Source organism: Kitasatospora sp. NPDC058218 (genome assembly GCF_042882445.1).
GTDB lineage: Bacteria > Actinomycetota > Actinomycetes > Streptomycetales > Streptomycetaceae > Kitasatospora.
Window position 1 is genome coordinate 54249 of the sequence record NZ_JBHVWC010000018.1, and the last position, 25389, is coordinate 79637.

At 74.8% G+C, this 25389-nt stretch carries 22 protein-coding genes; 12 read left to right on the forward strand and 10 right to left on the reverse strand.

The window, feature by feature from the left end; genetic code table 11:
* Nucleotides 1-61 precede the first annotated feature (61 nt).
* Nucleotides 62-2806, reverse strand: a complete 2745-nt coding sequence (locus ACFVYI_RS13850) for a DUF6493 family protein (protein ID WP_387884657.1) — start codon at nt 2804-2806, stop codon at nt 62-64.
* Nucleotides 2807-3150: 344 nt separating this feature from the next.
* Here ACFVYI_RS13850 and ACFVYI_RS13855 point away from each other — a divergent pair, with 344 nt between their 5' ends.
* From ACFVYI_RS13855 to ACFVYI_RS13875, 5 genes are all read left to right on the forward strand, one after another.
* Nucleotides 3151-3558 carry a DoxX-like family protein gene (locus ACFVYI_RS13855; RefSeq protein ID WP_387884658.1) on the forward strand — a complete coding sequence of 136 codons (408 nt, stop codon included), beginning with the start codon at nt 3151-3153 and terminating at the stop codon, nt 3556-3558.
* Nucleotides 3555-4469: a DUF3419 family protein gene (locus ACFVYI_RS13860; RefSeq protein WP_387884661.1), complete on the forward strand. Its 915-nt coding sequence runs from the start codon at nt 3555-3557 to the stop codon at nt 4467-4469. Before ACFVYI_RS13855 ends, ACFVYI_RS13860 begins: the two co-directional genes overlap by 4 nt.
* Before the next feature lie 64 nt (nt 4470-4533).
* Nucleotides 4534-5313, forward strand: coding sequence for a DUF2071 domain-containing protein (locus ACFVYI_RS13865; protein WP_387884664.1), 780 nt, complete (start codon nt 4534-4536; stop codon nt 5311-5313).
* Entirely contained in the window at nt 5310-6083 is a 774-nt protein-coding gene (locus ACFVYI_RS13870) for a class I SAM-dependent methyltransferase (protein ID WP_387884666.1), read from the forward strand. The genes ACFVYI_RS13865 and ACFVYI_RS13870 overlap by 4 nt, the downstream gene beginning before the upstream one ends.
* The gene (locus ACFVYI_RS13875; RefSeq protein ID WP_387884668.1) at nt 6076-6498 is read left to right on the forward strand and encodes a hypothetical protein; all 423 of its coding nucleotides are present in this window, start codon (nt 6076-6078) and stop codon (nt 6496-6498) included. The genes ACFVYI_RS13870 and ACFVYI_RS13875 overlap by 8 nt, the downstream gene beginning before the upstream one ends.
* A 95-nt stretch (nt 6499-6593) precedes the next feature.
* Here ACFVYI_RS13875 and ACFVYI_RS13880 read toward each other — a convergent pair whose 3' ends face one another.
* The 3 genes from ACFVYI_RS13880 to ACFVYI_RS13890 form a co-directional block, all read right to left on the reverse strand.
* Entirely contained in the window at nt 6594-7136 is a 543-nt protein-coding gene (locus ACFVYI_RS13880; RefSeq protein ID WP_387884670.1) for a GNAT family N-acetyltransferase, read from the reverse strand.
* 143 nt (nt 7137-7279) lie between these two features.
* Nucleotides 7280-10651, reverse strand: a complete 3372-nt coding sequence (locus ACFVYI_RS13885; RefSeq protein ID WP_387884673.1) for a hypothetical protein — start codon at nt 10649-10651, stop codon at nt 7280-7282.
* A 135-nt stretch (nt 10652-10786) separates the two neighbouring features.
* Nucleotides 10787-11839, reverse strand: coding sequence for an alpha/beta hydrolase (locus ACFVYI_RS13890; protein ID WP_387884676.1), 1053 nt, complete (start codon nt 11837-11839; stop codon nt 10787-10789).
* Between the two features lie 114 nt (nt 11840-11953).
* On the opposite strand from ACFVYI_RS13890, the gene ACFVYI_RS13895 reads away from it, so the two are divergent.
* Complete coding sequence (locus ACFVYI_RS13895; protein ID WP_387884679.1) at nt 11954-12559, forward strand: TetR/AcrR family transcriptional regulator; 606 nt, start codon at nt 11954-11956, stop codon at nt 12557-12559.
* Between the two features lie 198 nt (nt 12560-12757).
* Here ACFVYI_RS13895 and ACFVYI_RS13900 read toward each other — a convergent pair whose 3' ends face one another.
* Nucleotides 12758-13429 carry an IclR family transcriptional regulator gene (locus ACFVYI_RS13900; RefSeq protein WP_387884681.1) on the reverse strand — a complete coding sequence of 224 codons (672 nt, stop codon included), beginning with the start codon at nt 13427-13429 and terminating at the stop codon, nt 12758-12760.
* A gap of 108 nt (nt 13430-13537) precedes the next feature.
* Here ACFVYI_RS13900 and ACFVYI_RS13905 point away from each other — a divergent pair, with 108 nt between their 5' ends.
* Nucleotides 13538-14188, forward strand: coding sequence for a nitroreductase family protein (locus ACFVYI_RS13905; protein WP_387884684.1), 651 nt, complete (start codon nt 13538-13540; stop codon nt 14186-14188).
* Between the two features lie 179 nt (nt 14189-14367).
* On the forward strand, nt 14368-14811 hold the full coding sequence (locus tag ACFVYI_RS13910) for a nitroreductase family deazaflavin-dependent oxidoreductase (RefSeq protein ID WP_387884685.1): 444 nt from the start codon (nt 14368-14370) through the stop codon (nt 14809-14811).
* A gap of 56 nt (nt 14812-14867) precedes the next feature.
* Here ACFVYI_RS13910 and thpR read toward each other — a convergent pair whose 3' ends face one another.
* Nucleotides 14868-15485: an RNA 2',3'-cyclic phosphodiesterase gene (thpR, locus tag ACFVYI_RS13915; RefSeq protein ID WP_387884688.1), complete on the reverse strand. Its 618-nt coding sequence runs from the start codon at nt 15483-15485 to the stop codon at nt 14868-14870.
* 323 nt (nt 15486-15808) lie between these two features.
* On the reverse strand, nt 15809-16549 hold the full coding sequence (locus ACFVYI_RS13920) for a class I SAM-dependent methyltransferase (protein WP_387884691.1): 741 nt from the start codon (nt 16547-16549) through the stop codon (nt 15809-15811).
* Between the two features lie 331 nt (nt 16550-16880).
* Here ACFVYI_RS13920 and ACFVYI_RS13925 point away from each other — a divergent pair, with 331 nt between their 5' ends.
* Both ACFVYI_RS13925 and ACFVYI_RS13930 read left to right on the forward strand, forming a co-directional pair.
* On the forward strand, nt 16881-17630 hold the full coding sequence (locus tag ACFVYI_RS13925; RefSeq protein WP_387884693.1) for an ABC transporter ATP-binding protein: 750 nt from the start codon (nt 16881-16883) through the stop codon (nt 17628-17630).
* Nucleotides 17627-19318, forward strand: coding sequence for a hypothetical protein (locus tag ACFVYI_RS13930; protein WP_387884696.1), 1692 nt, complete (start codon nt 17627-17629; stop codon nt 19316-19318). Before ACFVYI_RS13925 ends, ACFVYI_RS13930 begins: the two co-directional genes overlap by 4 nt.
* Nucleotides 19319-19403: 85 nt before the next feature.
* On the opposite strand, the gene ACFVYI_RS13935 is transcribed toward ACFVYI_RS13930, so the two are convergent.
* On the reverse strand, nt 19404-20807 hold the full coding sequence (locus ACFVYI_RS13935) for a nucleobase:cation symporter-2 family protein (protein WP_387884699.1): 1404 nt from the start codon (nt 20805-20807) through the stop codon (nt 19404-19406).
* A gap of 430 nt (nt 20808-21237) precedes the next feature.
* On the opposite strand from ACFVYI_RS13935, the gene ACFVYI_RS13940 reads away from it, so the two are divergent.
* A complete protein-coding gene (locus ACFVYI_RS13940; RefSeq protein WP_387884828.1) occupies nt 21238-22335 on the forward strand; it encodes a MerR family transcriptional regulator in 1098 nt (365 codons plus the stop codon).
* 98 nt (nt 22336-22433) lie between these two features.
* Here ACFVYI_RS13940 and ACFVYI_RS13945 read toward each other — a convergent pair whose 3' ends face one another.
* Both ACFVYI_RS13945 and ACFVYI_RS13950 read right to left on the reverse strand, forming a co-directional pair.
* Nucleotides 22434-22880, reverse strand: a complete 447-nt coding sequence (locus ACFVYI_RS13945; RefSeq protein ID WP_387884702.1) for an anthrone oxygenase family protein — start codon at nt 22878-22880, stop codon at nt 22434-22436.
* Between the two features lie 282 nt (nt 22881-23162).
* Complete coding sequence (locus ACFVYI_RS13950) at nt 23163-24320, reverse strand: serine hydrolase domain-containing protein (protein ID WP_387884705.1); 1158 nt, start codon at nt 24318-24320, stop codon at nt 23163-23165.
* A gap of 424 nt (nt 24321-24744) precedes the next feature.
* Between ACFVYI_RS13950 and ACFVYI_RS13955 the strand changes: the two genes are divergently transcribed.
* Nucleotides 24745-25275, forward strand: coding sequence for a hypothetical protein (locus ACFVYI_RS13955; RefSeq protein WP_387884707.1), 531 nt, complete (start codon nt 24745-24747; stop codon nt 25273-25275).
* The last annotated feature ends 114 nt before the right edge of the window (nt 25276-25389 follow it).

Below are 25389 nucleotides of genomic sequence, written 5' to 3' on the forward strand. Positions count from 1 at the left end.
AACGGCGTCGGACCCGGTGCGGCGGCTCCCCGGGTACGTCGTCGTGGGGCATCCGGCGTGGTCACGTCGTGAGGATCCTGGCCAGGCGTGCCGATTCCGTTCGGACGCGCTGGGGTGCGACCGGTGCGGCCAGGGCGTCGAGGGCTGGGACGGTGGTGCGGATGCCTTCGGCTGCCGCGCACTCGGCGGCGAGTGCGAGGGCGTCGGCGAGTCCACGCTTTCCGGGCTCGGCGGCGAACTCGGTGATCACGGCCGTGAGCACCGCCCATACCGTCCGGCCCGCTCCGCTGCGCGCGGCATCGGCCAGGGCGGGCAGGACCCGGTTCGGTTTGGCCACGGACAGTCGCCAGAGCGCCGCGAGCCATTCGCCGAGCAGCTCCGGCCGGAGCCGACCTCGTGCGGTCGCCGTCAGCAGGAAGTCCAGCGCGGCTGTGCGGTTCTCCGCTCGGGTGGCGCTCAGCCCGTAGGCGAGCAGGAGGTGGCTCACCGGTCCGAGCTCGCCCGGGACCTCCGCGAGCCGGGGCAGCAGGGGGTTGGTTCGGGGACCGGCCGTGTCCGCCTGTTCCACCGCGACGGGGACGCCGTGCGCGGCGACGGCATCCGGGTGCCAGGGCGCCAGCCAGGCCAGCTGGGCGAGTTCGGCGGGCGACATCCCCGGCACACCCATGAACCGGCTGGTCTCGGTCGGGTCGGGGAGGCTGTGGAGGAGGCCGGTGATGCCCTCGGGTGCGGGCGCGGCGCTGACGGCCAGCGGTGCGATGCGCGGGACCGTGGGCAGCGCCCGGCCCTGGATGCCGACCCGCTCGGGCAGCTCCAGGGGCTGGGTGTGGAACCGCCGGGGTGTGGGCGGCGCCGTGTCGGGGGGCAGGTCGCAGCCGAGTCCGGCGGCAGCGGCGCGGACGGCCGGCAGCGCGTGCGGGGCCACCCGGAGCAGGGCTTGGGCCAGATCCCCGGGCCAGGGATGGGCGCCGGCGGTCCGGTACGCCGTGAGCCGCTCGACGAGCACGGCCGGATCGATCGCGCCGTCGCCGGTCGTGGGAGTGGCGAGCAGGAGCGGTACCGGCGCGTCGGTGATCCGGCACGCCGCCTCGTGAACGCGCAGTGAGGGGATCACACCGGGGGTGCCCAGGTGGGCGGGGTGGTCGAGCAGCAAGGTCGTGTACCGGCCCGACTCGTGCGCTCGTCCGGTCAGGGCGTCGAGCAGGCAGCCGAGCGCTCCTCCGATGCTGCGGAACTCCCGGAACGAGGCCGGATTCGCGGTGCGCCGTGCGGCGAGCGGGGCCAGTGCCGTCCGAAGGGCGGCCGCGTCACGGTGGTGCTCCATGACGAGGGCGGCGAACACCGTTTCGAACTCGGCGGGGTCGGGCACGCCGGCGGCCATCACGGCACCCAGCCGCGCGGCGAGATCGAACGATCCGGCGGGTGCGGCCGGCAGCGTGACAGGCCCTGCGTGCGCCGGCGCGGCGGGCGCGTCCTCCTGCCGCTCGGCGGCCCGGGCCGGGATGGCCAGCAGGCGGTGGGCGTCCGCCTGGAGGGCAGGGCCGAGGGTGGCGGCGGCGGCGCGCACGGCCTCGGCGGTGGCGGGGGCGGTACGGGGCAGATGGCGGGCGACGAGCCGCAGGGCCTGTTCCTGGATCGCGGGAGCCGGGTGGGTGAAGGCCGCGGCGACGGCGGGCAGCAGTTCGTCGGCACCGGCCGGGTCGCGGCGCAGCGCGGCGTCGACCCGGCTCAGCTGGGCGGTGGCGAGGGCCTTCTCCGGGCGGGCCAGTACCCCGGCCGTCAGTTCGGCGAACTGCTCGGCCGGCAGCCGCGCGTCCACGGAGTGCAGCGCCGCCTGGGAGACCTTGGCGGCGCCCGGCGCACCGTCGGCGGCCAGTCGGACGTGGTCGCGGGCCCGGGCGAGGATCTCTTCGGCGTCGGGGGCCAGCGCCGTGTACAGCTGGAGGAATCCGCGCAGGTTTCCGGGCCGGTCACCGCGCAGCAGCCGGCCGAGGCAGAGGTCGATCAGTTCGGCGCGGTCGAGCAGGCCCTCCCCCGCCAGGGCGGTGAGCACCTTGGGCCACTCGTCGTCCGGCCCGGAGCAGGCGGCGGACGAGTGGGCGAACTCTGCTCCGACGTCCGGGACTTCGAAGAGTCGGCGGACGAACTCGGCGAGCCGGGGTTGCGGACGCAGCCAGGAGAGCAGCGAGTGGTGACGCCGCACCGGCTCGCGCAGACCCTGGTCGGCGAACCACTCGCCGATCTCCCGGTGGTGGTAGTGGATCAGCCCGCCCTCGCGCACCCAGCCGATCACGTAGCCGTCGGTGGTGGGGAGTTCGGCGCCGGACCAGACGGCGAGTCCGTGGGTGATGAGCCAGCGGGGGCCGTCGCCTCGTGCGGGCAGCCATTCGGCGAGCCGGACCGCGAGTTCGCGGTGGAACGCCGCGTCACGGTGCGGCGGGAGCAGGGCCAGCAGGAGGGTGTGAGGATCGGGGTTGGTGGAGCCGCCGCCGGGCAGCGGCCAGGTGATGCCGAGGAGGCGGCGGGCGGTCAGCCAGTCCAGGGCCTCGGCCGGAGTGGCGGCGGAGAGGATCCCGGCGAACTGCAGGGCGGCGAGCTGGTCGTACGCGACGGAATACCGGCGGGCGTCGCCCGAGGAGAGCTCGCGCAGCAGCTCGGTGCGGAGCTTGCGCAACGGGGTGCGCAGGTGGCGCAACCCGGCGGCGGGCACGGGGCCGAGCCGGTCGATCACCCCTTGCGGGATCCGGGCGTCGATGAGCGCGCGGGCCTCGTCCCAGCTGATCGTCTCGCTCGTACGGTCGGTCACGGCGCCCCCACTCGGTCCGGCTGATGATCGAAACCTAGCGCGCCGCACCGACAGCGCACGCCGCGGGCTCCGGGACGCGACCGGCCGGCGGTGACGTGCAGGCCCGCGCCCACGGTGTCGGAGCCGTCGCCCCGCTGTCGTCGCAGGAGTGCGGGCCTGCGTGCCGGCACCCGGCGGCGCGCCCGCGCCGACCCCATAGTTGAACATGTTCAAAGTGGTGCGCCATGATGATGCCGAACGGGAGCCCCCCCGGCCCTGACCAAGGGTTTCGGGCCGCCCCGCCCAACCCCGCCCTGCCCCGGCGCACCCGCGCGCCCCGGCAGCGGAAGAAAGGACCGTCCGCCGTGCTGACACCCTGGCAGACCCGGCCGGCCGCCGCCGCGGTCGCCCTGATGTGGGGCTACGAGGGCCTCTGGTGCAAGATCTACCCCGGCCGCGCCGACCAGCGCGCCATCGTGGAGGGGCTGCCGCTCCTGCCCGAGAGCGCCGTGTCGGCGCTGCTGATCACCATCGGCCTGGCCGAGCTGGCCCTCGGCATCTGGGTGCTCAGCGGACGCCGGGCCCGGCTCGCAGCGGTCGTCCAGACCCTGCTGGTCGTCGGGTTCAACACCGGCGGCCTGCTGTTCGGCGCCGATCGCATCCCCGAACCGGGCCGCCTCGTCGTCCAGGACATCGCCTTCGTGGCCCTCATCTGGACCGTCGCCGCAGCCCACCGTCACCACCACGCCCGACCGATCGCGCTCACCGCATGACCACCACCCCCTGGAGCGAGGGCCGACTGCTCAGCCTCCAGACCCGCCGCCCCCGTGTCCTGTTCGGCCGCATGTACGAGGACCCGGCCGTCGAACTCGCCGCCTTCCCCCCGCCCGGCGCCCGCGTGCTCTGCATCGCCTCGGCCGGCGACACCGCCGCCACCCTGGCCGCCGCCGGGTACGACGTCACCGCCATCGACGTCAACCCGGCCCAACTCGACTACGCCCGCGCCCGGCTCACCGCGGCCGCACCCGCCACCACCGGCTCCGCGGAACACCTGCTCGCCGCCGGCCGGACCGTCGCCGCCGTCCTCCCGGCCTGGCGACCCGCCGCCCTGGAACGCTTCCTGCGCCTGGACGACCCCGCCGCCCAGGCCCACCACTGGCACCGCCACCTCGACGGCCCCGGCCTACGGCTGCTGCTCGCCGCCACCCTGCGCCCGGCTGGCACACTCGCCGCCGCCGTCCGGCCCGCCTTCCTGGACGTCCTGCCGCGCCGCTTCGACACCGCCCTGCGCGCCCGCCTGGCCCGCGGCCTCGCCCGCCACCCCAACGCCGACAACCCCTTCGCCTGGCGCCTGCTCCTCGGCCGCGAACTCCCCGGCACACCCACCACGCCGAGCACGCCGAGCACGCCGACCACGGCGCCCGTCCGACTGCTCGCCGGTGACGTCCTCCAGCACCTCGAACGCTCCCCGGCCCGCCACTACGACGCCGTCACCCTCTCCAACGTCCTGGACGGCCCCGGCCCCGCCTTCGCGCACCGCCTGCGCGCCGCCGTGGGCCACGCCGTGCGTCCCGGCGGAACCGCCGTCCTGCGCAGCATCCGGGAACCGGGCCCCGCCGGCCCCGGCGCCGCGGCCCAGGACCGCTCCCTGCTCTGGGGCGTCGTCCGGGTGCTCCGGCTCTGAAGGCCGCCCGCCCCCAGCTCCGCCCACCGCCGAACGCCACTCGAACTCACCGACGGAGTCGACCGTGCGACACCTGCTGCAACGCCATCCCTTCCCGATGCGCACCCGCTTCGCGAACTCCCTCGTCCTCACCTACGCCCTCCCACCACACCTCCTCGCTCCCCTCCTGCCGCCCGGCCTCACCCTCGACACCTACACCGACCCCACCGGTACCGAACACGGCTTCGTCGCCGCCGCCGTCGTCGACACCCGCGCGCTGCGCCCGGCCGCCCTGCCCGCCCGCCTCGGCCGCGACCTCATCCTCACCGGTTACCGCGTCTTCACGCGCTTCCCCACCCCGGGCGGACGGACCATGCGCGGACTGCGCATCCTGCGCTCCGACACCGGCGACCGGCTGATGGCCGTCGGCGGAAACCTGTTCTCCCGCTACCGGTACCACCACGCCAGGATCGGAACCCGGACGCTCGGCGACACCCTGGAGTTCAAGGTGCTCAGCTCCGACGGCCACGCCGACCTGCACGTCCGGGCCGACCTGGCGAGCACCCCGGCCCCCCTGCCGCCCGGCAGCCCGTTCGCCGACGCCCGCGCCGCCCGCAGGTTCGCCGGCCCGCTGCCCTACACCTTCGAGTACGAGTCGCAGACCCGCTCCATCATCGTCGTCAAGGCCACCCGCACCCACTGGGACCCCGTCCCGGTGAGCGTCGACGTCCCCCGGTTGACGTTCTTCGACCACGGCCCCTTCGCCGGGAGCCACCCCGTCCTCGCCAACGCGTTCCACGTCGCCGACGTCGACTACGGCTGGGAGTCCGGTCACCGCCGCGCCCTCGACGGAGCCCCGCGGTGACCGGCCGACCCGCCGATCCCGGGCACCGGCCCTCCGGCGTCCGCGAGGTGATCCGCTACAACTGGCCGATGTACGCCGCCGGCGCGGCCACCACCGTCGCCGGCTGGGCGCTGGCCCGTCACCTCCCCGGCCGGCCCGCCACCCTCGCCCGAGCCGTTTCGACCACCGCCGCCGCACTCCTCACCACCAGCACCCTCGCCACCTGGCATGTCTACGACCGCTCCGAACTCCACACCTACGACTGGCTGCCCGAGCTGCTCCCCGACGGCCCCGGAGACCACCTCGTCGTCTCTACCGGGCTCGACGAGGCCAGCCGCCCCATCGCCGCCCGCCACCCCACCGCCCGCCAACTCGTCGCCGACCTCTACGACCCCGCCCTGACCACCGAAGGGTCCATCCGGCGCGCCCGCCGCCACGTCCCGCCCGCACCCGGCACCGTCCCCGCCCACCCCGGCGCCCTGCCCGCCGCCACCGCCTCCCTCGACACCGTGCTCACCGTCCTCGCCGCCCACGAACTGCGCCGGCCCGCCGACCGCACCGCCCTGTTCGCCGAAGCCGTCCGCACCCTGCGCCCCGGCGGCACCCTCCTCCTGGTCGAGCACCTGCGCGACCTCGCCAACACCGCGGCCTACGGCCCCGGCGCCTGGCACTTCCAGCCACGCGCCACCTGGCTGCGCCACGCCGCCGAGGCCGGAATGCACCCGGCCGCCGAACGACGGATCGCCACACTGATCACCGCCTTCGCCTTCCGGAGCCCGTCACATGATTGAACTGTTCACCCTGGAAGCCCAGTTGAGACTGGTCGGCGCGGCCCTGGTCGGAGTGGGCCTGTTCCACGCCGTGCTGCCGCGAATCGTCCAGTGGCCCGGCGACCTGGCCGGCACCAGCCTGCTGACCCGCCAGGTCTCCTACGTCCACCTCTTCTTCATCGCGCTGACCTGTGCCCTGCTCGGCCTGCTCCCGCTCTGCCTGGCCCCCGAGCTCCTCGCCGGCACCCGCCTGGGCACCGCCCTCCTGGCTGGCCAGACACTCTTCTGGGGCCTGCGCTGGCTGTTCGAGTTCGCCGTCTTCTCCCCGAAGCTCTGGCGCGGCGACCCCGTGCGCACCCTCGCGCACCTCGGACTCTCGGTCCTCTGGACGTGGGTGGCCTCGGTCTTCTCGCTCGCCCTGTGGTGGGTGCTCTAGGCCTGTCCGGAGCCTGGCGGACGGTGCACGCGTGCCGACCGGGGGCCACACAGCGGGTACCGCGCTGCCTGACGCCCCGGTTGCCGGCCCGCCGTCTACGAGCCGGCCCGGGCCCGGCGGGTGGCCGCCTCCTCCCGCAGCACGCTGTAGCGGACGCTGTCGCGCCACCGACCGTCCCGGAACACCACGCTGCGCAGCACTCCCTCCCGCGTGAACCCGGCCTTCTCCAGAGCGCGTTGCTCGGCGAAGTTCTCCGTGTCGGTGTCGGCTTCCACCCGCGCCACCGGCGAGTACCCGAACAGGTAGTCCACCAGCAGGACCTGGGCCCGCGTCCCGATGCCCTGCCCCCGGGACCCGGGGAGCAGCTGGATGCCCATGCTCCAGTAGTACGAACGCGACACGGTGTCCACCCGCCGCCACCCCACGAACCCGTGGAACTCCCTGCCGGTCTCGACCGCCAACTGCCCGCGGTCGTCACCCAGCAGCCGGTTCTCGGCCCACCTGCGCCGCCAGACGCCCGGGTCGGTCCAGCCGAACCACTGGAACGACCCGACCGCCTCCGGGTCCTGGACCAGTTCTTCCAAGGTCCCGAGCTCGCTCTCGGCCACCGGTCGCAGCATCACATTGTCATATGCCATGCCGGGGAGTGTAGTTCCAGCCACCGGGCACCGAGCAGGAGCTTCTTCACCCCGCGCCCCGCCCGGCCTCCGCCGGCGGATCCGCGGCCGTCTCCCACCACCCGGGCCGTTCCCGCCGATCACCCGCCGGAGGGAACCGATGATCACTCCGGTGCCGTCCACACCGCGAGGGCCGCGTCGCGGACGTCGGGGTACGGGTGGCGGCGCAGGGAATCGAGTGCGGTGCGCCAGTCGGCCGGCCAGCCGAGGCTGCTGCCGTAGGAGCTGACCAGGGCGCCGGCGAGCAGACCCGAGGAGAGGGTGCCGACCGCGACCAGTCGGTGGACCGCGGCCAGAGCGGCCGCCGGCGCCGGGGCCTGGGCCTGGGCCGCGGCGAGACGGGAGCGCAGCCCGGTGGCGGCGCTCGCGGCAAGGACCGGGCGGTCGGCCAAGGTGCCGGCCAGGTTGGCGAGTTCGTCACCGAAGGTCGGAGAGTCCGCCTCGATGGCGGCCACTGCCAGAGGAGCGCCCAGGGCCAGCAGCGCCGGTTCGCTCAGCAGCATCGCCGCCATGGCGCGGGTGGTCGCGCGGACGGCTCCCGGTGACGCGCCGGCGCCCCAGTACTGGCCGATGAGCGCGGTGATCCGCTGACGGGCCGGGTGGTCGCGCCCCTCCAGGGCTGGCTCGCCGGCACGGACGGCCTCGATCAGGGTGGACAGCGTCCGTGCCATGACGCTGCCCGGGGCGCAGCCTCCGAGCGGGTGCGGCGCGTCGGATCCCGCGAGGCGGCGTACGGCCTGGGCCGCCTCCTGCCACCTCCCGTGGTGGTCGATCGCGGTGACCGGCCGTGCCAGGGCCGCCACGGTGTGCGGTGCGTAGCGCCCCCAGAGGACCACGTGGTCGAGAGCGGGGGCGGCGATCATCGGATCGTCGTCGGTCGCGAGGCGTGCGGCCAGTTCGACGGCGCGGGGGCGCAGTGCGTCGGGCAGCTCGTGGAGGCGGAGGCTGGCCACCAATGCGGGCCGCAGGCCCGGCGAGACGTCGGCCGCGTCGACGAGGACGTCCCACAGCTGAAGGGTGTCCAGCCGTGCGGCCGCCTGTTCGACGACGGTGACGCGCACGTCGGGATGCTGCTCGGGTGCGCGGTAGGCGTCGTCGAGGATCACGGCGGCCCGGGCCGCGGGCAGGTGGGCGGCGGCCAGCCGGATCGCCTGTTTGCGGCTGGTGACCTTGGCCGCGGGGTCGGTCGCGATGCGGGCGAGGGCCGGGGCGAGGTCGGCGGCCGGCACGAACCGGGCGACCGCGGAGGCCGCGTACAGGGCGACGCGGGCCCGGTTGTCCCCGGCGTGGGCGAGCAGGTCGGGCAGCGCGTCGGCGGGCCGCCCGATCCGCGGCAGGGCGGCGAGCGCGACCTCGGCGAGCAGGGCGGCGGTCGGGTCCTGGTCGGCGGGAACGGTGTCGGCGTGGGCGTAGCGGCGCAGCAGTGCGGGGCCGTGGCCGGGGATCCTGGCCGCGGAGCGGAGCGCGGCGGCGCGTTCCTCCATGCGGCGGGTGGTGTCGGCGGCCGTGCGGGCCAGTTCCTCGGCTGCCGTCCGCTGCTGGCGCGGCAGCCAGCGGTCGGCGAACGTCACGTCGAGGGGTGTCCGGCCGAAGCGGGGCGGGGCCGTGCCGTCCCGGTCGGCGGTGGGGTCCGCGGGGGCGGGGGTGAGCAGCGTGTCGAGCAGGTCGGTCCGTACGCCGGTCAGCACGGCCTGCACCGGGGCGAGGGTGGCGGCGGACGGTTCGATCGCCAGCACGTCGGCGACGCGGTGCGCGCGGGTCGCGGGGTCGTTCAGCAGGTGGGCGGCGGCGCGCGTGAAGGCGCGGTCGTCCCCGCCGCGCAGGACCTGCTCCAGCAGCCCGGCCAGCAGGGGTGCCCGTGCGGTGCGCCGGCCGAGGTGATCGGTGAGCGCGAGGAGCAGCTCGGCCTCGCGCGAGTGTGCCGAGCGTTCCAGCAGCGGCCTCAGCTCGGCCGTGACGGCCTGCTCCCTGCCTCGGGGAACGTCGAGGACCGGCGCGCCGGTGGCGTCCAGGGCCCGGACGGCCCAGTCGAGCAGTTCCCGCGCGCCGGTGCCGGCGTGCTCGGCCAGCACCCGGCAGGCCAGCCGCGAGAGCGCGGCACGCGTGGCCGGCGAGCAGTCCCGGGCGCTCAGGGCGTCCCGGGTGAGTCGTTCCAGCGGCCCGGCGGCGGTGGAGTCGAAGAGCGCCGGTGGCACCGTCGTGACCTCGTTCAGCACGTCGCGGCGTACCGGGTCCTGCTCGTTGCGCAACCGCCCGAGCAGTTCGAGGGTCTCGTGGAGGGTCTGCGGATCCGCGGAGTACGCGGCCTGCCGGACCAGCAGCTCCCAGGCGTGGGCGCGCTCCCACACGTCGGCCGTCCTGGTCCGCGCCAACAGCTCGGGCCGGGCCTGCGCCGCAGGGAGGTGCGTGAGCGGAGCCGGGTCCTCGTCGTCCTGTTCCAGCCGCTCGCGGGCGCGGGCCTGCCGCTCCCGCTCGGGGAGTTCGGCCAGGACGTCAGAGGAGTACCAGACCCGGGACGGGCCCGGCACGGCGGCCACCGCGTCGTAGAGGGCCGCGCGCCGGTTCGGCGGCAGGCTCCGCAGGAGCGCGCGGTGATCGGCGTGGTGCCGGTGGGCGAGTTCGGCGACGACGGCGAGGGGCGCCGTCACCAGTCGGCGGGCCAGGGCCGCGGTCGGCGGCGGATCGTGGCGCGTGCGCTCGGAGGCGAGCAGCAGTCGGGCGGTGCGCTCGGCGTCCACCGCGGCGAGATCCGCCAGGCGGTCGAACAGCGGCGCGGGGAACGTGAGACCGTAATGACGTATCGGATGCAGCTCCAGCAGCTCCAGCGCCAGCACCGGCTCCCGGCCGGCCGCGGCCGCCAGGCCGCATGCCTGCCTCTTCCAGAACGCCGGCCTCAACGCGTAAGGCAGAGCGTCGAGTTGCCGTCGTGCCTCGTCCAGGACGGCCACCGGGTGGCGGCGCCCGAGGGAACTGGAGAACGTGAGCGCATGGGCGAGTCCCGGGAGCTCGCGGGCGACGAAGCCGGGCGAGCAGGCCGGCAGCAGCCGGGCCGCCTCGGTGGCGCCCCAACGCTCTCGCAGCGCGGGCACCAGGCTCTCGGCCGGCGCCGTCCTGCCCGAGGCCAGGACGGAACGGATCAGCCCGTCCCGCAGGGCGGTCGGCGCGGCGAGCACCGCCCGCTCGACCGCCTCGTCCGGCACCGCGAGCTCCCGCACCGCGCGCAGGGCGTAGCGGCGCACCACCGGGTCGGGGTCGGTCAGTCGCGCGGTCAGATGGCCGACGTGGCGGGCGGCGAAGGCCGCGAGAGCGGCGAGCCCGCGCTCGTACGGGCCGCGGCGGTCCAGTTCGTCGAGGAGCCGGTCGAGTTGACCCGCGTGCGCGAGGCGGGTGGCGGTGCGTGCGGTCGCACGCAGTCGCAGGGCATGGGGCAGCGGATCGACGACGGCCAGCAGCCGGTCGGCGGAGGATTCAGGCATCGCCGGCGATTGTGCCGGAGGGCGACGGGGCGGGGCACCTGATTATCGATCGGGTGCCTCCGACCCGTCGTCCGGCGGGCCGTGGCCGTCCGGGCCGGACCGCCACGGCGAGCCGTCCGTGGCGGGGGCGCCGGATCAGCCGATCAGGGTGTCCTTCAGCCAGGGGGCGATCACGGCCATCGCCTCGCCGAAGCGCGAGATGGCGCAGTGGCCGGTGTCCGGGATCAGTTCGACCCGGGTGTCCCGGCGGCCCTTGAACACCAGGGTGTCGTCCAGTGGGACGTGGACGTCCTGGGTGCCGTTGACCACCAGCATCGGCCCGTTGGCGTCCTGGTCCAGCAGCGGGCGCAGGTCGAAGGCCGCGAAGGCCGCCTCGCGCTCGGCCGTGGTCGGCATGGCGTCGAAGCCCAGGGCGTTGCCGACGATGCCGTCCATGCCGAAGGCGAAGCCGCGGCCCGGGGCGAAGGAGCGCTCCACCGGGCCGCCGAGCACCACGGAGGCGTCCACCGCGCCGGTCAGTCCCGTCCGGGCGGAGTAGTAGCCGCCCATCGAGATGCCGAAGTGGCCGACCTTCCCGTTGCCGGCCGCGCGGGCGAAGGAGACCAGTCCGGCGACCACCTCGGCCCCGCCGTCGGGGGTCATCGGCAGGTGGGCGGTCTCGCCGGTGCCGGCGAGGTCGAACAGCAGGAGTCGGGCCGGCAGGGCGAACGCGAGCTGCTCCCACATGCCGTGCAGGTCGGTCTTCCAGGAGTCCACCCCGCCGCTGGCCAGCACGATCGGCGCGTCGGCGGGCAGACCGGGGGCGGCCATCAGGTGGATCGGCAGGGTGGCCTCGCCGCCGCGGTACGGCAGGGTGAGCGCGCGTCGCTCGAACTCCACCGGGAAGCCGGGGGCCGCGAGGACGTACTGCTCGACCTGGCGGGCGAGCGCGGTGCGCTTCGGGCCGTCGGCCAGGGAGGGGAACTTGGCCCAGCCGTACGCCTGCGCGGCCTGGCGGTGGCGCCCGGCCCCGGCGTGCCGGGCAGCGAGGGCGGACCACTCGTACACCCAGCTGCCGGGCCGGTCGGGCCACATCTCGGTGACGGCGGCGCGGACCGCGTCCACCTCGTCGACGGACAGGCCGAGGGTCATCTGCGGGTAGCGCTCGACGAACAGGTCCTGTGGGTCCAGGGGCCAGGTGAAGGACATGGTGGTGCCTCCTGCTGTGCTTAAAGCCGGAACTCTTGCATTAGCGACTATGCGCCCGGGCCACACTTAATGCAAGACACCCTGCGTTAAGGTGGTGGTCGAGGTGATCGACACATGACCGAGGAAGAACCGGAGCAGATCCGCCGCCGCCCCGGCGGCCGCGCCGCGCGCGTGCGCCAGGCCGTGCTGACGGCCGCCATGGAGGTGCTGGCCGAGGACGGCATCGCCCGGCTCAGCATCGCCGGGGTCGCGGCCCGTGCAGGAGTCAACGAGACCACGGTGTACCGGCGTTGGGGCACTCGGGAGAAGCTCGTGCTGGACGCCATGCTCGCCGGGAGCGACGAGGGCGTCCCCGTCCCCGACACCGGAGCCGTCCGCACCGACCTGGCCGCCTTCGCCCGCGCGCTGGCCGAGTACCTCGCCACCCCGACCGGCCGCTCCGTCGCCCGGGCGGCCTCGCTCAGCTCCGACGACCCCGACCTCGCCGAGGCCTGGCAGGCCTTCTGGCAGACCCGCCTCGATCAGGCCGGCGCCATCGTCGACCGGGCCGTCGAACGGGGGGAACTCCCCGCGGGCACCGACACGGCCCTGGCACTGGAACTGCTCTGCTCCCCGCTCCAGACCCGCTCCCTTCTGGGCCACCGCCCGATCGAGCCGGACCTGCCGGAGCGCTTGACGGACCTGGTGCTGGACGGACTGCGGGGAGGAGCCAAGGGCTGACCCGCGTCGTTCACGAGTGCCGCGGGTGCGGTCGGGGCCACTCGCCGGCAGCCGCCACGCCGGAGCGGTAGTGGCCCGCCGGGGGCTCAGGTCCCGTACGCCGCTGATGAGTCAGGGCGTTCCAGGTGTCGGCGAGGGACATGTCGGTGCCGTCCCGGCGGGCCGACCGCGCCAGGATCGGCATCCCGACGGAGACCGTCACGGCGACGGCGGCAGCTCCGGAGGCCGTACCCGCGCGGCCGCCGCCCGGACCGCCGCCACCACCCGGTCCAGGGGGACGCCGGTGGGGACGGTCACGCCCAGCGCGGCGACCGTCCCCACCGGGCCCAGCACCGGAGCGGCCACCGACACCTCGCCCAGCCGGAACTCCTCGGCGCAGACCGCGAGACCCGCCGCCCGAACCCGGGCGAGCTGACCGGCGAGGACACCCGCGGAGACCACCGTGTGCCGGGTGTGCCGGGGCAGCTCCGCCGGCGGGACGGCGAGCAGCACCTTCCCGTACGCCGTCGCGTGCGGCGGCGGCCGCTCCCCGCTCACCAGGCACAGCACCCCGCCGGCCGGCGGGGCGGCGAGCACCGCCAGGTCCGCGTGACCGCCGGTCCGGGCACCCAGCGCCCGCAGCGCGGGCAGCGCCGCGTCGAGGAGTCCGCGCGGACAGGGCGCCGCCGCACCGAGGACCCGCAGCCGGAGCCCCAGCCGGTACCTGCCGTCCGCGCCCCGTTCCAGACCGCCCCACGCCACCAGCTCCCGCACCAGGCGCAGCGCCGTCGGCGCCGGGAGCCCCGTGCGGGCCGCGATGTCGGTGAGCCGCAACGCCGCCGGGCCGCCGCCCTCGAAGGCGTCCAGCACCGAGAAGAGCCGTCCTGCCACGCTCTCGCCCAACGTCCCGCCCCTGTCCCCTTGGTTCCATCGGTCGGACTTCCACTCAGTGGAAGCCCGGACTTCCCGCCCCCGTCCGGGCCGTACGAGGCTCAACACATGAACCTCGGTCTCACTTCCGACACCCTGCTGTCCACCACCCGGGCCGTCCGCCACCGGCTCGACCTCACCCGGCCGGTGCCCCGCGCGCTCCTGGAGGAGTGCGTCGACCTCGCCGTCCAGGCGCCCACCGGCCGCAACCGGCAGCGCTGGCACTTCGTCATCGTCACCGACCCGGCCCGCCGGGCCGTCCTCGCCGACCTGTGGCGGGCGAGCCTGGGCGTCCCCGAGGCCCACCAGCCGCTGCCCGCCCGGGACGTGCGCCGGGCCGAGGTCGCGCCGGGCGTGATGGAGCGGGTGTACACGGGCGTCGAGCACCTGTACCGGCATCTGCACGAGGTGCCCGCCTACGTCATCCCCTGCGTCGAGGGACGCACCGAGGGCCTCTCCGTCACCCACCAGGCCGGCACCTGGGGGTCGATCCTGCCCGCCGCGTGGAGCTTCATGCTGGCCGCCCGCGAGCGCGGCCTCGGCACCGTGTGGACGACCGGGAACCTGCCGCTGGAGCGGGAGTTCGCGCAGGAGCTCGGCATCCCCTACCCGGAGGTCATGCAGGCCGCCTTCATCCCGGTCGCGTACACCGTCGGCACCGACTTCCGCCCCGCCCGGCGGATCCCGCGCGAGCAGGTCCTGCACTGGGACCGCTGGTGATCCGCCCGGCGGGCGGTGGGCCGCGCCCGTCACGGTGAGGACCGTCCTGGTCGGTGTCCTGGCGCTCGGCGTTCGGTCCGCCCCGGTCCCGGACCAACCGGAGCGGCGGCCGTGCCCGAGGACGTCGACGGTCGTTGTCGAGACTGTCGACCAGTTCCACACGAAGGCAGGCGAACACCGTGACCGACATCGACTGGGACCACCCCAAGGACCCCGGGCCGGGCACCTGGCAGCTGGACCACGTCAAGTTGTACGTGGGCTCGAACGGCGCCGAGGGCCGGGAGTGGAACGGCACCCAGACCCTGCTGCTGACCACGGTCGGCCGGGTCTCCGGGCAGGCGGTGCGCACACCGCTCATCTACGGCGAGGAAGGCGGCCGCTACCTCGTCGTCGCCTCCAAGGGCGGGGCCGACGAGGCGCCCCTGTGGTACCGGAACCTGACCGCCGATCCCCGGGTACGCGTCCAGGTGGGCCCGAAGGTCCTCCAGGGCACCGCCCGCACCGCCACCTCCGAGGAGCGGGCCGCCTTCTGGCCCGTGATGGTGGGCCACTGGCCCGCGTACGACGAGTACCAGGCCAAGACCGACCGCGAGATCCCGATCGTGGTCATCGACCCCGCCTGACCGACGTACGGACCGACAGCGGCCCGGCGGGGCTGTCCCGCAGGCTCGCCCGCCGGCTACGGCTCGGTGAGAGCGCCGTCGCCCCCGGCCCGGACGGCGGCGCCGAATCGCCACGCCTCGATGTCGCGGTAGTGGATCGGCCCGGGGCCACGGCCGATGTTGCTGCCGACGAGGTGGAGACGTTCGGCCCGCCACGGCCGGCCCACGAACCCGGCGAGCCCGGCCGCGGCCCGCGGCACGCTGGTGGGATCGTCGCGGCGGGCCCGCGCCAGGGTCAGATGGGGGCGCAGCGGGCGGTCGTTGAACTCGATCCCGCAGGACCTGATCAGGCCCCGGACGTCGGCGGCGAGCTGGTGCAGTCCCTCCAGGTCCCCGTCGATCCCGCTCCACAGCAGTCGCTGGTCGAAGTGGCCGCCGCCCCGCAGTCCCAGCTCCAGGGCGGGGTGCGACGCCGCCGTACCGGCCAGCGCCGACCGCAGCAGCGGCACTGCCGTGGACGGCAGTTCACCGAGGAAGGCGAGGGTGATGTGCCAGTCCTCGATCCGGTTCCAGCGCAGCCGCGGGTACCCGGCGTAGGCGGGCCGCAGGGCCCGGGCCAGTTCGTCCTTGGCGTCGTCGGGCGGGGCCAGCGCCACGAAGACGCGCAGGGTCGAGGGCTCGGGGGGAACGTCCACGAGGGGGGAGGTTAGCCGAGGACAGGTCGCCCGCGCTCGCCGGTGCCGCCGGGGCCGACGCCCTGACCGCCGGCCGCCACCTTGCCGCGGGCACCGCGCCGACCCGGGACGCAGCGCCGGCGCCGCGGCCCTGCTCCACCGCGGTGACGGCGCCCGCCTCGCCGGGCAGCCACAGCTCGGCGGTGCACCGGGGCTCGGGGCCGCCGGCAGCAGCGGCCTCGAACGTGCGCCGGACCGGCGCGGCCGTCTTCTCCCGGAACCTCGCCCAGGCGTCCTCGGGGTCACGGTCGGCGCGGCTGCGGCCGCCCGCTGCCGGCGGGCGCTCAGCTGCCCGGCCGGCCGCCCCCTGCCGCGGCAACCACGAACCAGTGGGCCGGCAGCGCGACCCGGGTGCCGTCCGGATGGCGCTCGCTCATCGCGAGGTCGGTCCCGCCCTGGTCGAGGACCTCCAACCCGGCGCCGCGCAGCAGCTCGGGCACCTCCCCCGGGGCGACCTCGGCCGGGCGCAGTTCGTGCTTGCGGACCTGGCGGAGCTTCTCCGGCGGGCCACCGGGCCGTTCGGCGACCTGCTGCAGCACCGTCTTGGCGGCGCCGGTCGGCTCGACCACGAAGCCCCGGCCGCGCCGGCCGAGCAGCAGGGCGACGGCGGCCGCGACCGGCGCCCGGTCGGCCGGGTCGCTCTGGTGGAGCACGGCCCGCAGGTAGACGTTGGCCTCGCCGAGTCGGTCGCCGAGGCGCCGCACCCCCGCCAGGTCGGTGAGGTCGAGCTGTTCGAACTCGGCCACCGCGTCGCGGTCCGCCCGCCGGGCGTGCGCCACGGCCGAGGCGGACAGGTCGACGCCCACCGCCCGCGGGAAGTGCCCGGCCAGGTAGCGGGTCTGGGTGCCGTTGCCGCAGCCGAGGTCGACGATCGGCAGCGTGCGGTCGGCGTGGGCCGCGAGCAGTGCGGTGTGCGGGGCCGCCGTCAGCGTCGCGTCCGCGTCCCAGAACGCCTCGCCCGGCTCGCCCGTGTTCTCGGCCCAGAAGCCCTCCCATGCGCGTACGTAGCGCTCCGAAGCACTCATCGGCAGGTCTTCTCCCCTGTGTCGTGGCAGCGATGACAGCCTCCATACCGGCCCTGGCACCAGCGGAAACCACGCGGCCGAATCCTTCACACCTCGTTCGACCCCACACCGGGAAACCACCCGATCGGTGCATCCCGGCCGGCGGCATCGGTCGAGGCGGCGCACGCCCGCACCCCCCGGCCCGACGAGGCCGTGCCCGGACGGTGCGGGAGGTGCGGTCGGCCGGAGCCGAGGAATCCACGCGATTCCCGGGCCGGCGCCACCCTCACCCGGGTGGCCGCCGACGGATCGGTACTGTGGCCGGACACCCTGTCGAGAGGCGCCCTCCCCCATGGCCAAGAACGCCGCCGAACCACGTGCCGCAGCCCGCAAGCCCCTGCTGCAGCTGACCGGCGTCAGCCGCTCCTACGGCGAGCGGGAGGTGCTGCACCCCGTGAGCCTGTCGCTGGCCGCCGGAGAGTGCGTGGCGCTGCTCGGACACAACGGATCGGGCAAGTCGACCCTGCTCAGGGTCGCGGCCGGACGCGACGTACCCAGCAAGGGCACCGTGCGCTTCGACGGCATCCCGATGGACGAGAACGACCCCCGGGTCCGGGCCCGGGTGGCGGTGGTCGGCGACACCGTCGCCTGCTATCCCGACCTGACCGTCCGCGAGCACCTGCTGCTGGTCGCGGTCGCCCACGGGGTCGCCGACGCGCCCGACTGGGTCTCCCACGTACTGAACGACCGGATGCTCACCGAGCGGGCCGACGCACTGCCCTCGGCCCTCTCCTCCGGGCAGATGCAGGCCCTGCTGCTGGCCTGCGCCCTGGTGCGCCCGCGCGATCTGCTGCTGCTGGACGAACCCGAACAGCGGCTCGACCCGGACGCCCGCCGACACCTCGCCGACCTGCTCAAGGCCGAGCTGGCCGACGGCGTCGCCGTGTTGCTGGTCACCCACCACACCGACCTCGCCCTGGACGTGGCCGACCGGGTGGTGGTGCTGGAGGACGGCAGGATCCTCAAGCAGGGCGCGACCCACAAGGTACTGGCGGCTGAGTCCACGGCCCGCACCGCCGCAGGCCCGGCGGGTGCCCGGTGACCGCCGTTCACCCGCAGACCGACCACGCCACCGAGGCCTGGACGGACGACGACGACTGGACCGACGAGACACTCGCCCTGCTGCGCGCCCTGCGCGCCCCCCACCGGCGCAACCGCGCCAAGTCGGTCGGCTTCGCCGTCTACTGCGTGATCCTCATCCTGATCATCTGGGGCGGCGTGCCCAGCCTCGGCCTGTTCCTGCAGGCGTCCATGGGCGCCGACTACACCGGCCACGGCGGCGATCTGCTCGCCGCGATGCCCGCCGGCATCACCGCGATCGGGCTGGCCACCTTCCTCCTGCTGGTCCGGGACGGCCTGTGGCGCGGCCCGGTGGTGCCGCCCCGGGCGGCGACCGACTGGCTGCTGACCCACCCCGTCCGGCCCCGCCCGGTACTTCGACCGTGGTTCTGGCTCTCCTGCGCCGTGGCCGCGTTCCCCGGCCTGGTGGCGGCGGTCGGCGGCATGATCGCGCTCGGGCTGACCGTCCGGGTCGGCCTGCCGGCCGCGCTCGGCTGGTGCCTGCTCGGGGGGCTCTGCGTACCGCTCCTGGCCACCTGCGCCGCGCTGGTGGTGGAGCGCGGCGACCGCGCCGCCCACTGGGTGCGCCGGCTCACTCCGTACCTGACACTGTTGATCATCGCGCTGGCGGGGCAGAGCGCGCTGGCCGTCGCCGGTCACCCGGTGCACTGGCTGGAGCTGGTCGAACTGTGGTCCGGGCCGTGGGGCTGGGCCGCGATCGCCGCACTGGCGCCGACCCCGTCCGCCGTGGCGGGCGGCTGGACGGCCGCCGCGCTCCTGCTGGTGTCGACCGCTGCCGCCCTGGTGCTCGCCGACCGGGCCGCCGCGACGGTGCCGCTGGCCCGGCTGCGGGAGCGGGCCAGGACGGCCGCCGGGGTGCTGACCGCGCTCCGCACGGTCGAGCTGCGCAGCGCGCGCCTGGCGGTGAACAGTGCCAACGGCAGCGCCCGGCAACGCCGGCTCCGGCTGCCGGCGCCCCGGCGGGCCTGGCTGGTGGTGCCGTGGCGGGACGCCCTCGCCCTGCTCCGCTCCCCCGCCCGGCTGGGCCGCGCGGTGGTGCTGGCGGTGCCCGCACTGCTCAGCGCCGTCCTCGCGCACGGCGCCACGGGCGGGCTGTCCTGGCTGACCACCGCCGCCGCACTGGTCTTCGGCTACCTGGCCGTCGCGCAGCTGCTGGAGCCGGCCCGGATCGAGACGGACGACGTCCGGCGGGCCTCCTGGTCGCCCTATCCGTTCGCCGGCCTGATGCTGCGCCATGCGATCGTCCCGACGCTGGCCGCGGTCCTGCTGGGGCTGGCCTGCACCGGGACGCTGCTGGCGGCGGGCACCGGCCCGGCGGCCTGGCTCGCACCGGCCGCCGCGCCGGCCCTGGTCGCGGCCGGGCTGGTGAACGCCTGCCGCGGGGTGCTGCGCAAGGACCTGATGTTCTCCCCCGCCCAGGGCGCGGGCGGCGGGACGGGCCCGCTGATCTTCGCCGCCTGGTACGCGGCCGGACCCGCCGTGGGCGTGGCGGCGCTGACGCCGATGTTCTCCTCGGCGCTACGCGGCGGGACGGCCGTGCCGGTCGGCAAGGCCGCCCTGATGGCGGTGGTGGTCGCCGTCCTGCTGCTGCGCTGGGCACAGGCCAGGGCGGCGAAGATGAGCAAGGCCCGCCCGGTCGGCGCGGCCTGAACGGAGGAGCGACCCCGTCCGCGTCCACGGGGTCGACCCGGCCCGTCGGCGGGCCGGACGTGGTGCGTCCGGCCCGCCAGTGGGATCAGGTCGGGTCGGCCACCCGCCCCAGCGCCTCGACCTGTTCCTCCGGCAGGTACGCGGGCGGGACCTCGCGCCCCCGTCCGAGGTGGTTGAACAGCAGGTTCAGGGTGACCGCGAGCAGGCAGCCGACCGAGATGCCGGAGTTCAGCACGGTCGCGATCTGCTCCGGGAACGCGTGGTAGAAGCCGGGGAAGGCGATCGGGAAGATGCCGAAGGCGAGGCTGACCGCGACGATGATCGCGTTCGGGCCGGCGCTCAGGTCCGCCTTGCCGAGGGTGCGGACACCCGCCACCGCCACCGATCCGAAGAGCACCACACCCGCGCCGCCGAGCACCGGCTGCGGTACCAGTGACACCAGCCCGCCGACGACCGGCACCAGGCCCATCACGACGAGGAAGACCCCGGCCAGCGCGACCACGAAGCGGCTGCGGATCCGGGTCAGCGCCACCAGCCCGATGTTCTGCGCGAACGCCGAGCAGATGAAGCCGTTGAACACGCCGCCGAACGCCGTCGCGAGTCCGTCCGCCCGCAGTCCGCCGGCGATCGTGCGGTCGTCCGCCGGCCGCTCCACCACCTCGCCCAGCGCGATCATGTCCGCGGTGGACTCGGTCATCGAAACCAGCATCACCACCAGCATCGAGATGATCGCGGCGACCTCGAACCGCGGTGCGCCGAATGCGAACGGGTGCGGCAGCTCGAAGACCGGCAGGTTGCCGAGGGCGCCCGCGTCCACCTTGCCGAGCGGGATCGCCACCAGGGTGCCCACCAGCATTCCGAGCAGGATCGAGATCCGCTGCAGGAACCCGTGCAGGAAACGGTTGAAGACCAGCACCGCGAGCAGGGTCAGCCCCGCCAGTCCCAGGTTGCCCAGGGAGCCGTATCCCGGCGCCCGGGAGTCGCCGCCCTGGGCCCAGTTCCCCGCCACCGGCAGCAGCGAGATGCCGATCAGTGTGATCACCGTCCCGCTGACGCCCGGCGGGAAGAATCTGACGAGTCGGCAGAAGGCCGGTGCCAACAGGAAGCAGAACAGACCCGCGATCAGGGTCGATCCGAAGATCAGTGGCAGGGCCGCGCCCTTCTTCGCTTCGACCACGGCGAGGATCGGCGACACGGTGGCGAAGGAGACGCCGTTGACGAACGGCAGCCGCGAGCCGATGCGCCAGAACCCCAGGGTCTGGAGCAGGGTGGCGATGCCGGCGATGAACAGGCTGGCGGCGAGCAGGGTGGTGAGCTCGGCGGCGGTGAGGCCGGCCGCCGCACCGATGATCAGCGGCGGCGCGGCGACCCCGGCGTACATGCTGGCCACGTGCTGGAGCGCCACGGTCGCCATCCGGCCGGGCGGCAGCACCTCGTCGACGGGGTGCGGAGCCGATCCGGACTCCAGGAGCGCTGTCTGACGTCGCATGCGCTGTTCCCTCCACTCATAGGCGGCTTCGGGTCCGGGAACGGCGCCTGGGACGGGACGTGGCGACGTTGGGACGACCCTGGCGGGCAGCGGTACCGTCGCCCACCTGCCGGGCCCTGCGGCGAGCAGGTCCGACCCATGATTGGATCCGCGATGCGGAATCTTGATTCCGCAATCCGATTTCCACAGAATGTAGAAACTGGAGCCGGGTTGGTCAATAGCTCTCGCCCGATTGCCCTCCCCGGCTACCGATCTGTGACTTCCTCCAAGCACGGGCGCCACCCCGGGCCGACCGGCCCGCACCACAGCACCGCCGCCCCCGTCCCGTCGGAGCGCCGTTTCGCGTCGGGCCCCCGCTGCCGCGGGTGAGGCTCTTGACCCTCACCCGGCGTCAGGCTGCACAGTCGGTGGCGTGAAGGATCACTGGACCGTGGGACGCGTGGCCGCGCTGGCCGGCGTGAGCGTCCGCACGCTGCATCACTATGACGAGATCAGGCTCGTTCGGCCGTCGGCGCGGACCGCCGCCGGATACCGGGCCTATTCGGCGCGCGACGTGGAGCGACTGCGGGAGGTACTGGCCTACCGGCGGCTGGGCTTCGGGCTGCGGGAGGTCGCGGAACTGGTCGGCGACCCGTCCACCGACGCGGTCGCGCACCTGCGCCGACTGCGCGGCCTGCTGCTGGAGCGGCGCGATCGCACCGACGCCACGGTGGCGGCCATCGACAGGGAACTCCAGGCACGGGCGAAGGGACTGAAGGTGACACCGGAGGAGCAGTTGGAGATGCTCGGCGCGCGGCTCTACGACACGATCGGCGGCGCCTACACCGCGACACGGCGCACCGAGCCGCGGATCGCCGCGCAGATCTGGGACGCGCTCGGGGACGCGCGGACGGTGCTGAACGTAGGAGCCGGCACCGGCTCCTACGAGCCCGGCGATCGACACGTGACCGCGGTGGAGCCGTCGGCGGTCATGCGGGGGCAGCGGCCGGCCGGCTCGGCGCCGTGCGTGGCCGCCGCCGCGGAGCGCCTGCCGTTCGACGACCGGTCCTTCGACGTCGCGATGGCCGTCTCCACCGTTCACCACTGGGGGGACCCGATGGCGGGGCTGCGCGAGATGCGACGCGTGGCCCGCCGCGTGGTGGTGCTGACGTTCGACACCGACGAGCCCGGATGGCAGGACCGGTTCTGGCTCACCCGCGACTACCTGCCCGAGTTCGCCACCGTGCTCGCGCGATTCCCCTCGCTCGCCGGGATGGCCGACGCGATCGGCGCCCGCACCGAGCCGGTGCCCGTCCCGTGGGACTGCACGGACGGCCTGTTCGAGGCGTACTGGCGCCGACCGGACGCGTATCTGGAGGATCACGTGCGCCGTGCGATGTCGGTGTGGACGAGGGTCGGGCCGGAGGCCGAACAGCGGGCGGTGCGAAGCCTCGGCGACGACCTCGACTCCGGCCGGTGGGCCGAGCGCAACAGCGACCTCGCCGACCTCGACGCGGCGGATCTCGGCCTCCGCCTGCTCATCGCCTGAACCACGTCGAGGTCGGCACACGGCGGCTCCCGGACGGCCCGCCGGTCAGGTGCGGCGGCCAACCGACGTTCGACGGACGCCGGTGGGCCGCCGGGCCCTCACACGAGGGTGACGACCAGCAGGACGAACGCGGTGACGATGACGGCCAGGCGCACGTAGTGGAGGCGGTCCCAGCGGCCGAGCTGTTCCCGCCAGTCCGCCGGGGCGTTCTCCGGGGTCCAGTGCGCCGCCCGGGAGTTGATCGGAACGAGCAGGGCGACCGACATCACCACGCTGAGGACGAGCAGCCCGGCGGCCGTGGCCACCAGCCCCGCCCCGGTCTCCCCCCAGATCACCGCGGACCACGCGACGCCGAACACCACCGACCCGATGTACCAGAAGGGCATCACTCTCCCGAGCAGCCGGGCTCCCGCACTGCGGGCAGCGAGGCCGCCGTTGTGCGGCAGCCCGTCGACGATCGGGTTGACGAAGACGGCCACCGCGAACTCGACGCCCACCAGCAGGCCGACGACCACGACCGTGACGACGGCGATGAGGTTCTGCATGTTCCCTCCCGAGACTCGGACGCGGCCATCATTGCTAGCGCCGCTAGGTTCCGGTGCGATGCTAGCAGATTCGATGCTCGGTTGGCTAGCGCCGCTAGGATCGCAACGATCCCGCGACAGGAACGCGAGGAACGACAGCGGAACCCGACGTCATCGGCCGATCGTCGCGACGGCCCACGAGGGCGGGGCTACGAGGGCCCCGGACGCCGGAGGGGCCCCTGACGTCGCAGGGACCCCCGGACCGCCGGTTTCAGCGGGCCCCGGACGCCCCGGGGCGTCGCCTCAGCCCGCCAGCAGCGCGCACACGAAGTCCTCCTGGACGGACCGGAGTTCGGCCAACAGCCCCGGGTTGCCGGTCTGGTTCACCTGCGAGGTGACGGAGAAGGCCAGCGAACGGCTGCCGTCGGGGGTACCGACCGCCAGTTGGGTGTAGCCGGCCGTGTTCCCGGTGTGTCCGTACACCACGCCGCACCGGGTCGTGTAGCGGAAGATCGCCAGCCCGGCCTCGTTGCGACCCGGCCCGGCGGGCTCGGAGGCACCGTCGACGAAGGTGAGCTGCTGCCGGCGGACGGCCGGCCCGATCAGCCGGCCGCCGGCGTACCCGCCGATGAACCTCGCCAGGTCGTCCGGGGTGGAGACGATCCCGCCGGAGGCCCAGGCTCCGGAGGCGCCGAACCGCGTGCTGACGTCCTCGGGTGCGGCGGGGGGCTGGACGTCGTAGCCGTGCAGGTACGGCCGGGGCAGGCGGTAGCCCTGGGGAAGGCTGGTCTCCCGCAGCCCGAGCGGACGGTAGACCACCGTGCGCAGCAGGTCCTCGTAGCGGGTGCCCGAGGCGGCCTCGGCCATCAGGGCGACCGCGATGTTGTCCGAGTTGGAGTACGCGTACCGGGAGCCCGGGGTGAACTCCAGCGCCTGGCCGGCGACGAAGTCGAGCAGGCAGCGGGATTCGAACCGGTGGTGCGGGTCGGCCTGGATGATCGCACGGAACTCCGACGACGCGCTGTAGTCCGGCAGCCCGCTGGTGTGGTTGAGCAACTGGCGCAAGGTCACCGCGCCCCAGGCGGCGGGCAGCGCCGGCAGGCGCTCGGCCAGCGTGTCGTCCAGCCCCAGCAGACCTTGGTCGACCAGGCCGAGCGCCACCGCCCCACTGAAGGCCTTGGCCGCGCTGGCGATGCGCATGTGGTCGGTCGGCTGCGGCGGCCGGCCGCTCCCCACCTCGGCCACCCCCGCCCGCAGCGTCTCCCGGTGGGGACCGTGCCGGAGCACGGCGATGACCCCGGGCGGACCGTCCGCCCGGGCGACCAGCTCGTCCAGCCGCCGTTGCAGCCGGGCGTCGTCGTGCGCCTGGCCGGCCTGGGCGGGGGCCGGAGCCAGGCCGAGCACGGAGGCGGCCGTCAGCACGGCGAGCAGCGGGCGAAGGCGCGGACGTGTCAGCGGCATGGGGAGCTCCTGGGGGCGGACCGGCGAGTGGGGCGGCACGGGCACCGCCCGCCCCACCGCATCACCCCCCGCACCCCGGCCACCGCCGACCGGCCGGAGCCGTCACCTTCTCGGGGCAACAGCCCCACGACCGATCGGAGCAGCAACCCCGGCTCGACCAGCTCCCGGACCTCCTCACCGACGCGCCCCCGGGCGACGCGACCCCGGGCCGCCCCGCCCTTCCGCGGGAGTGCCGGACCCGCCGGACGCCATGCCGTGCGTGTCCAGCGCGGGCGTCCAGTGCGGGGAAAGTGTCGGTCCGGCCGCCGCGCGCGGTCGTGTGTATACGTGTCAGCTGTTCGGCGCACGGGGTTTGCGGGTTCCAGCATGGGCGAAGAGGTTGATCCCAGTAGCACTTCGCCGACGAACAAAGGACAGCGACATCATGAAGCGCACAGGGACGCGCGGGCAGCTCGCGGTGCTGGCCGCACTGCTCGCCGCAGGCACGCTCACGCAGACCGGCACGGCGCACGCGCAGCCCAGGGCGACCGATCAGTGCGGCGGGAACGTCGCCGACTACACCTACCCCGCGCGGCCGTTCCAGTTCGACGACGTCGTCAGCAAGTGGAACGGAGTGCAGTCCGTCCTGTTCAACGACGACATGACGCTGACGGTCACCGCGAACGACCCCGCCGCCGCCACGACGTCGGGCAAGTGGGAGCTGCACGACCCCAACGGACCGAACCCGGCCAAGGTGGGCGTGGTGACCTTCTACACCAGCGTCTCGCCCGCCGTCACCGGCGACGGCGTGGCCACCATCTACCACTACGTGGGCCACCCGGTCTGCAATCCCACCGCCGCCGACCCGGCGAAGAAGCTGTTCCAGATCGTCGGCGACGTCCAGCTCCAGCCGGTCTACGCGGACAACAGCTTCGGCCCGCTGAGCGTGATCAACGGCTTCTCCGCGGACCGCTGAACCGTTCCCCGGCGCCCGGCCTCCCCCGCAACGGGCGGGGGGCCGGGCGCCAGGGCGGGCGGCAGCGGGAGAGCACCGGCTCGTCCATGTGCCACGGGGGAACGGGGGCCGGCG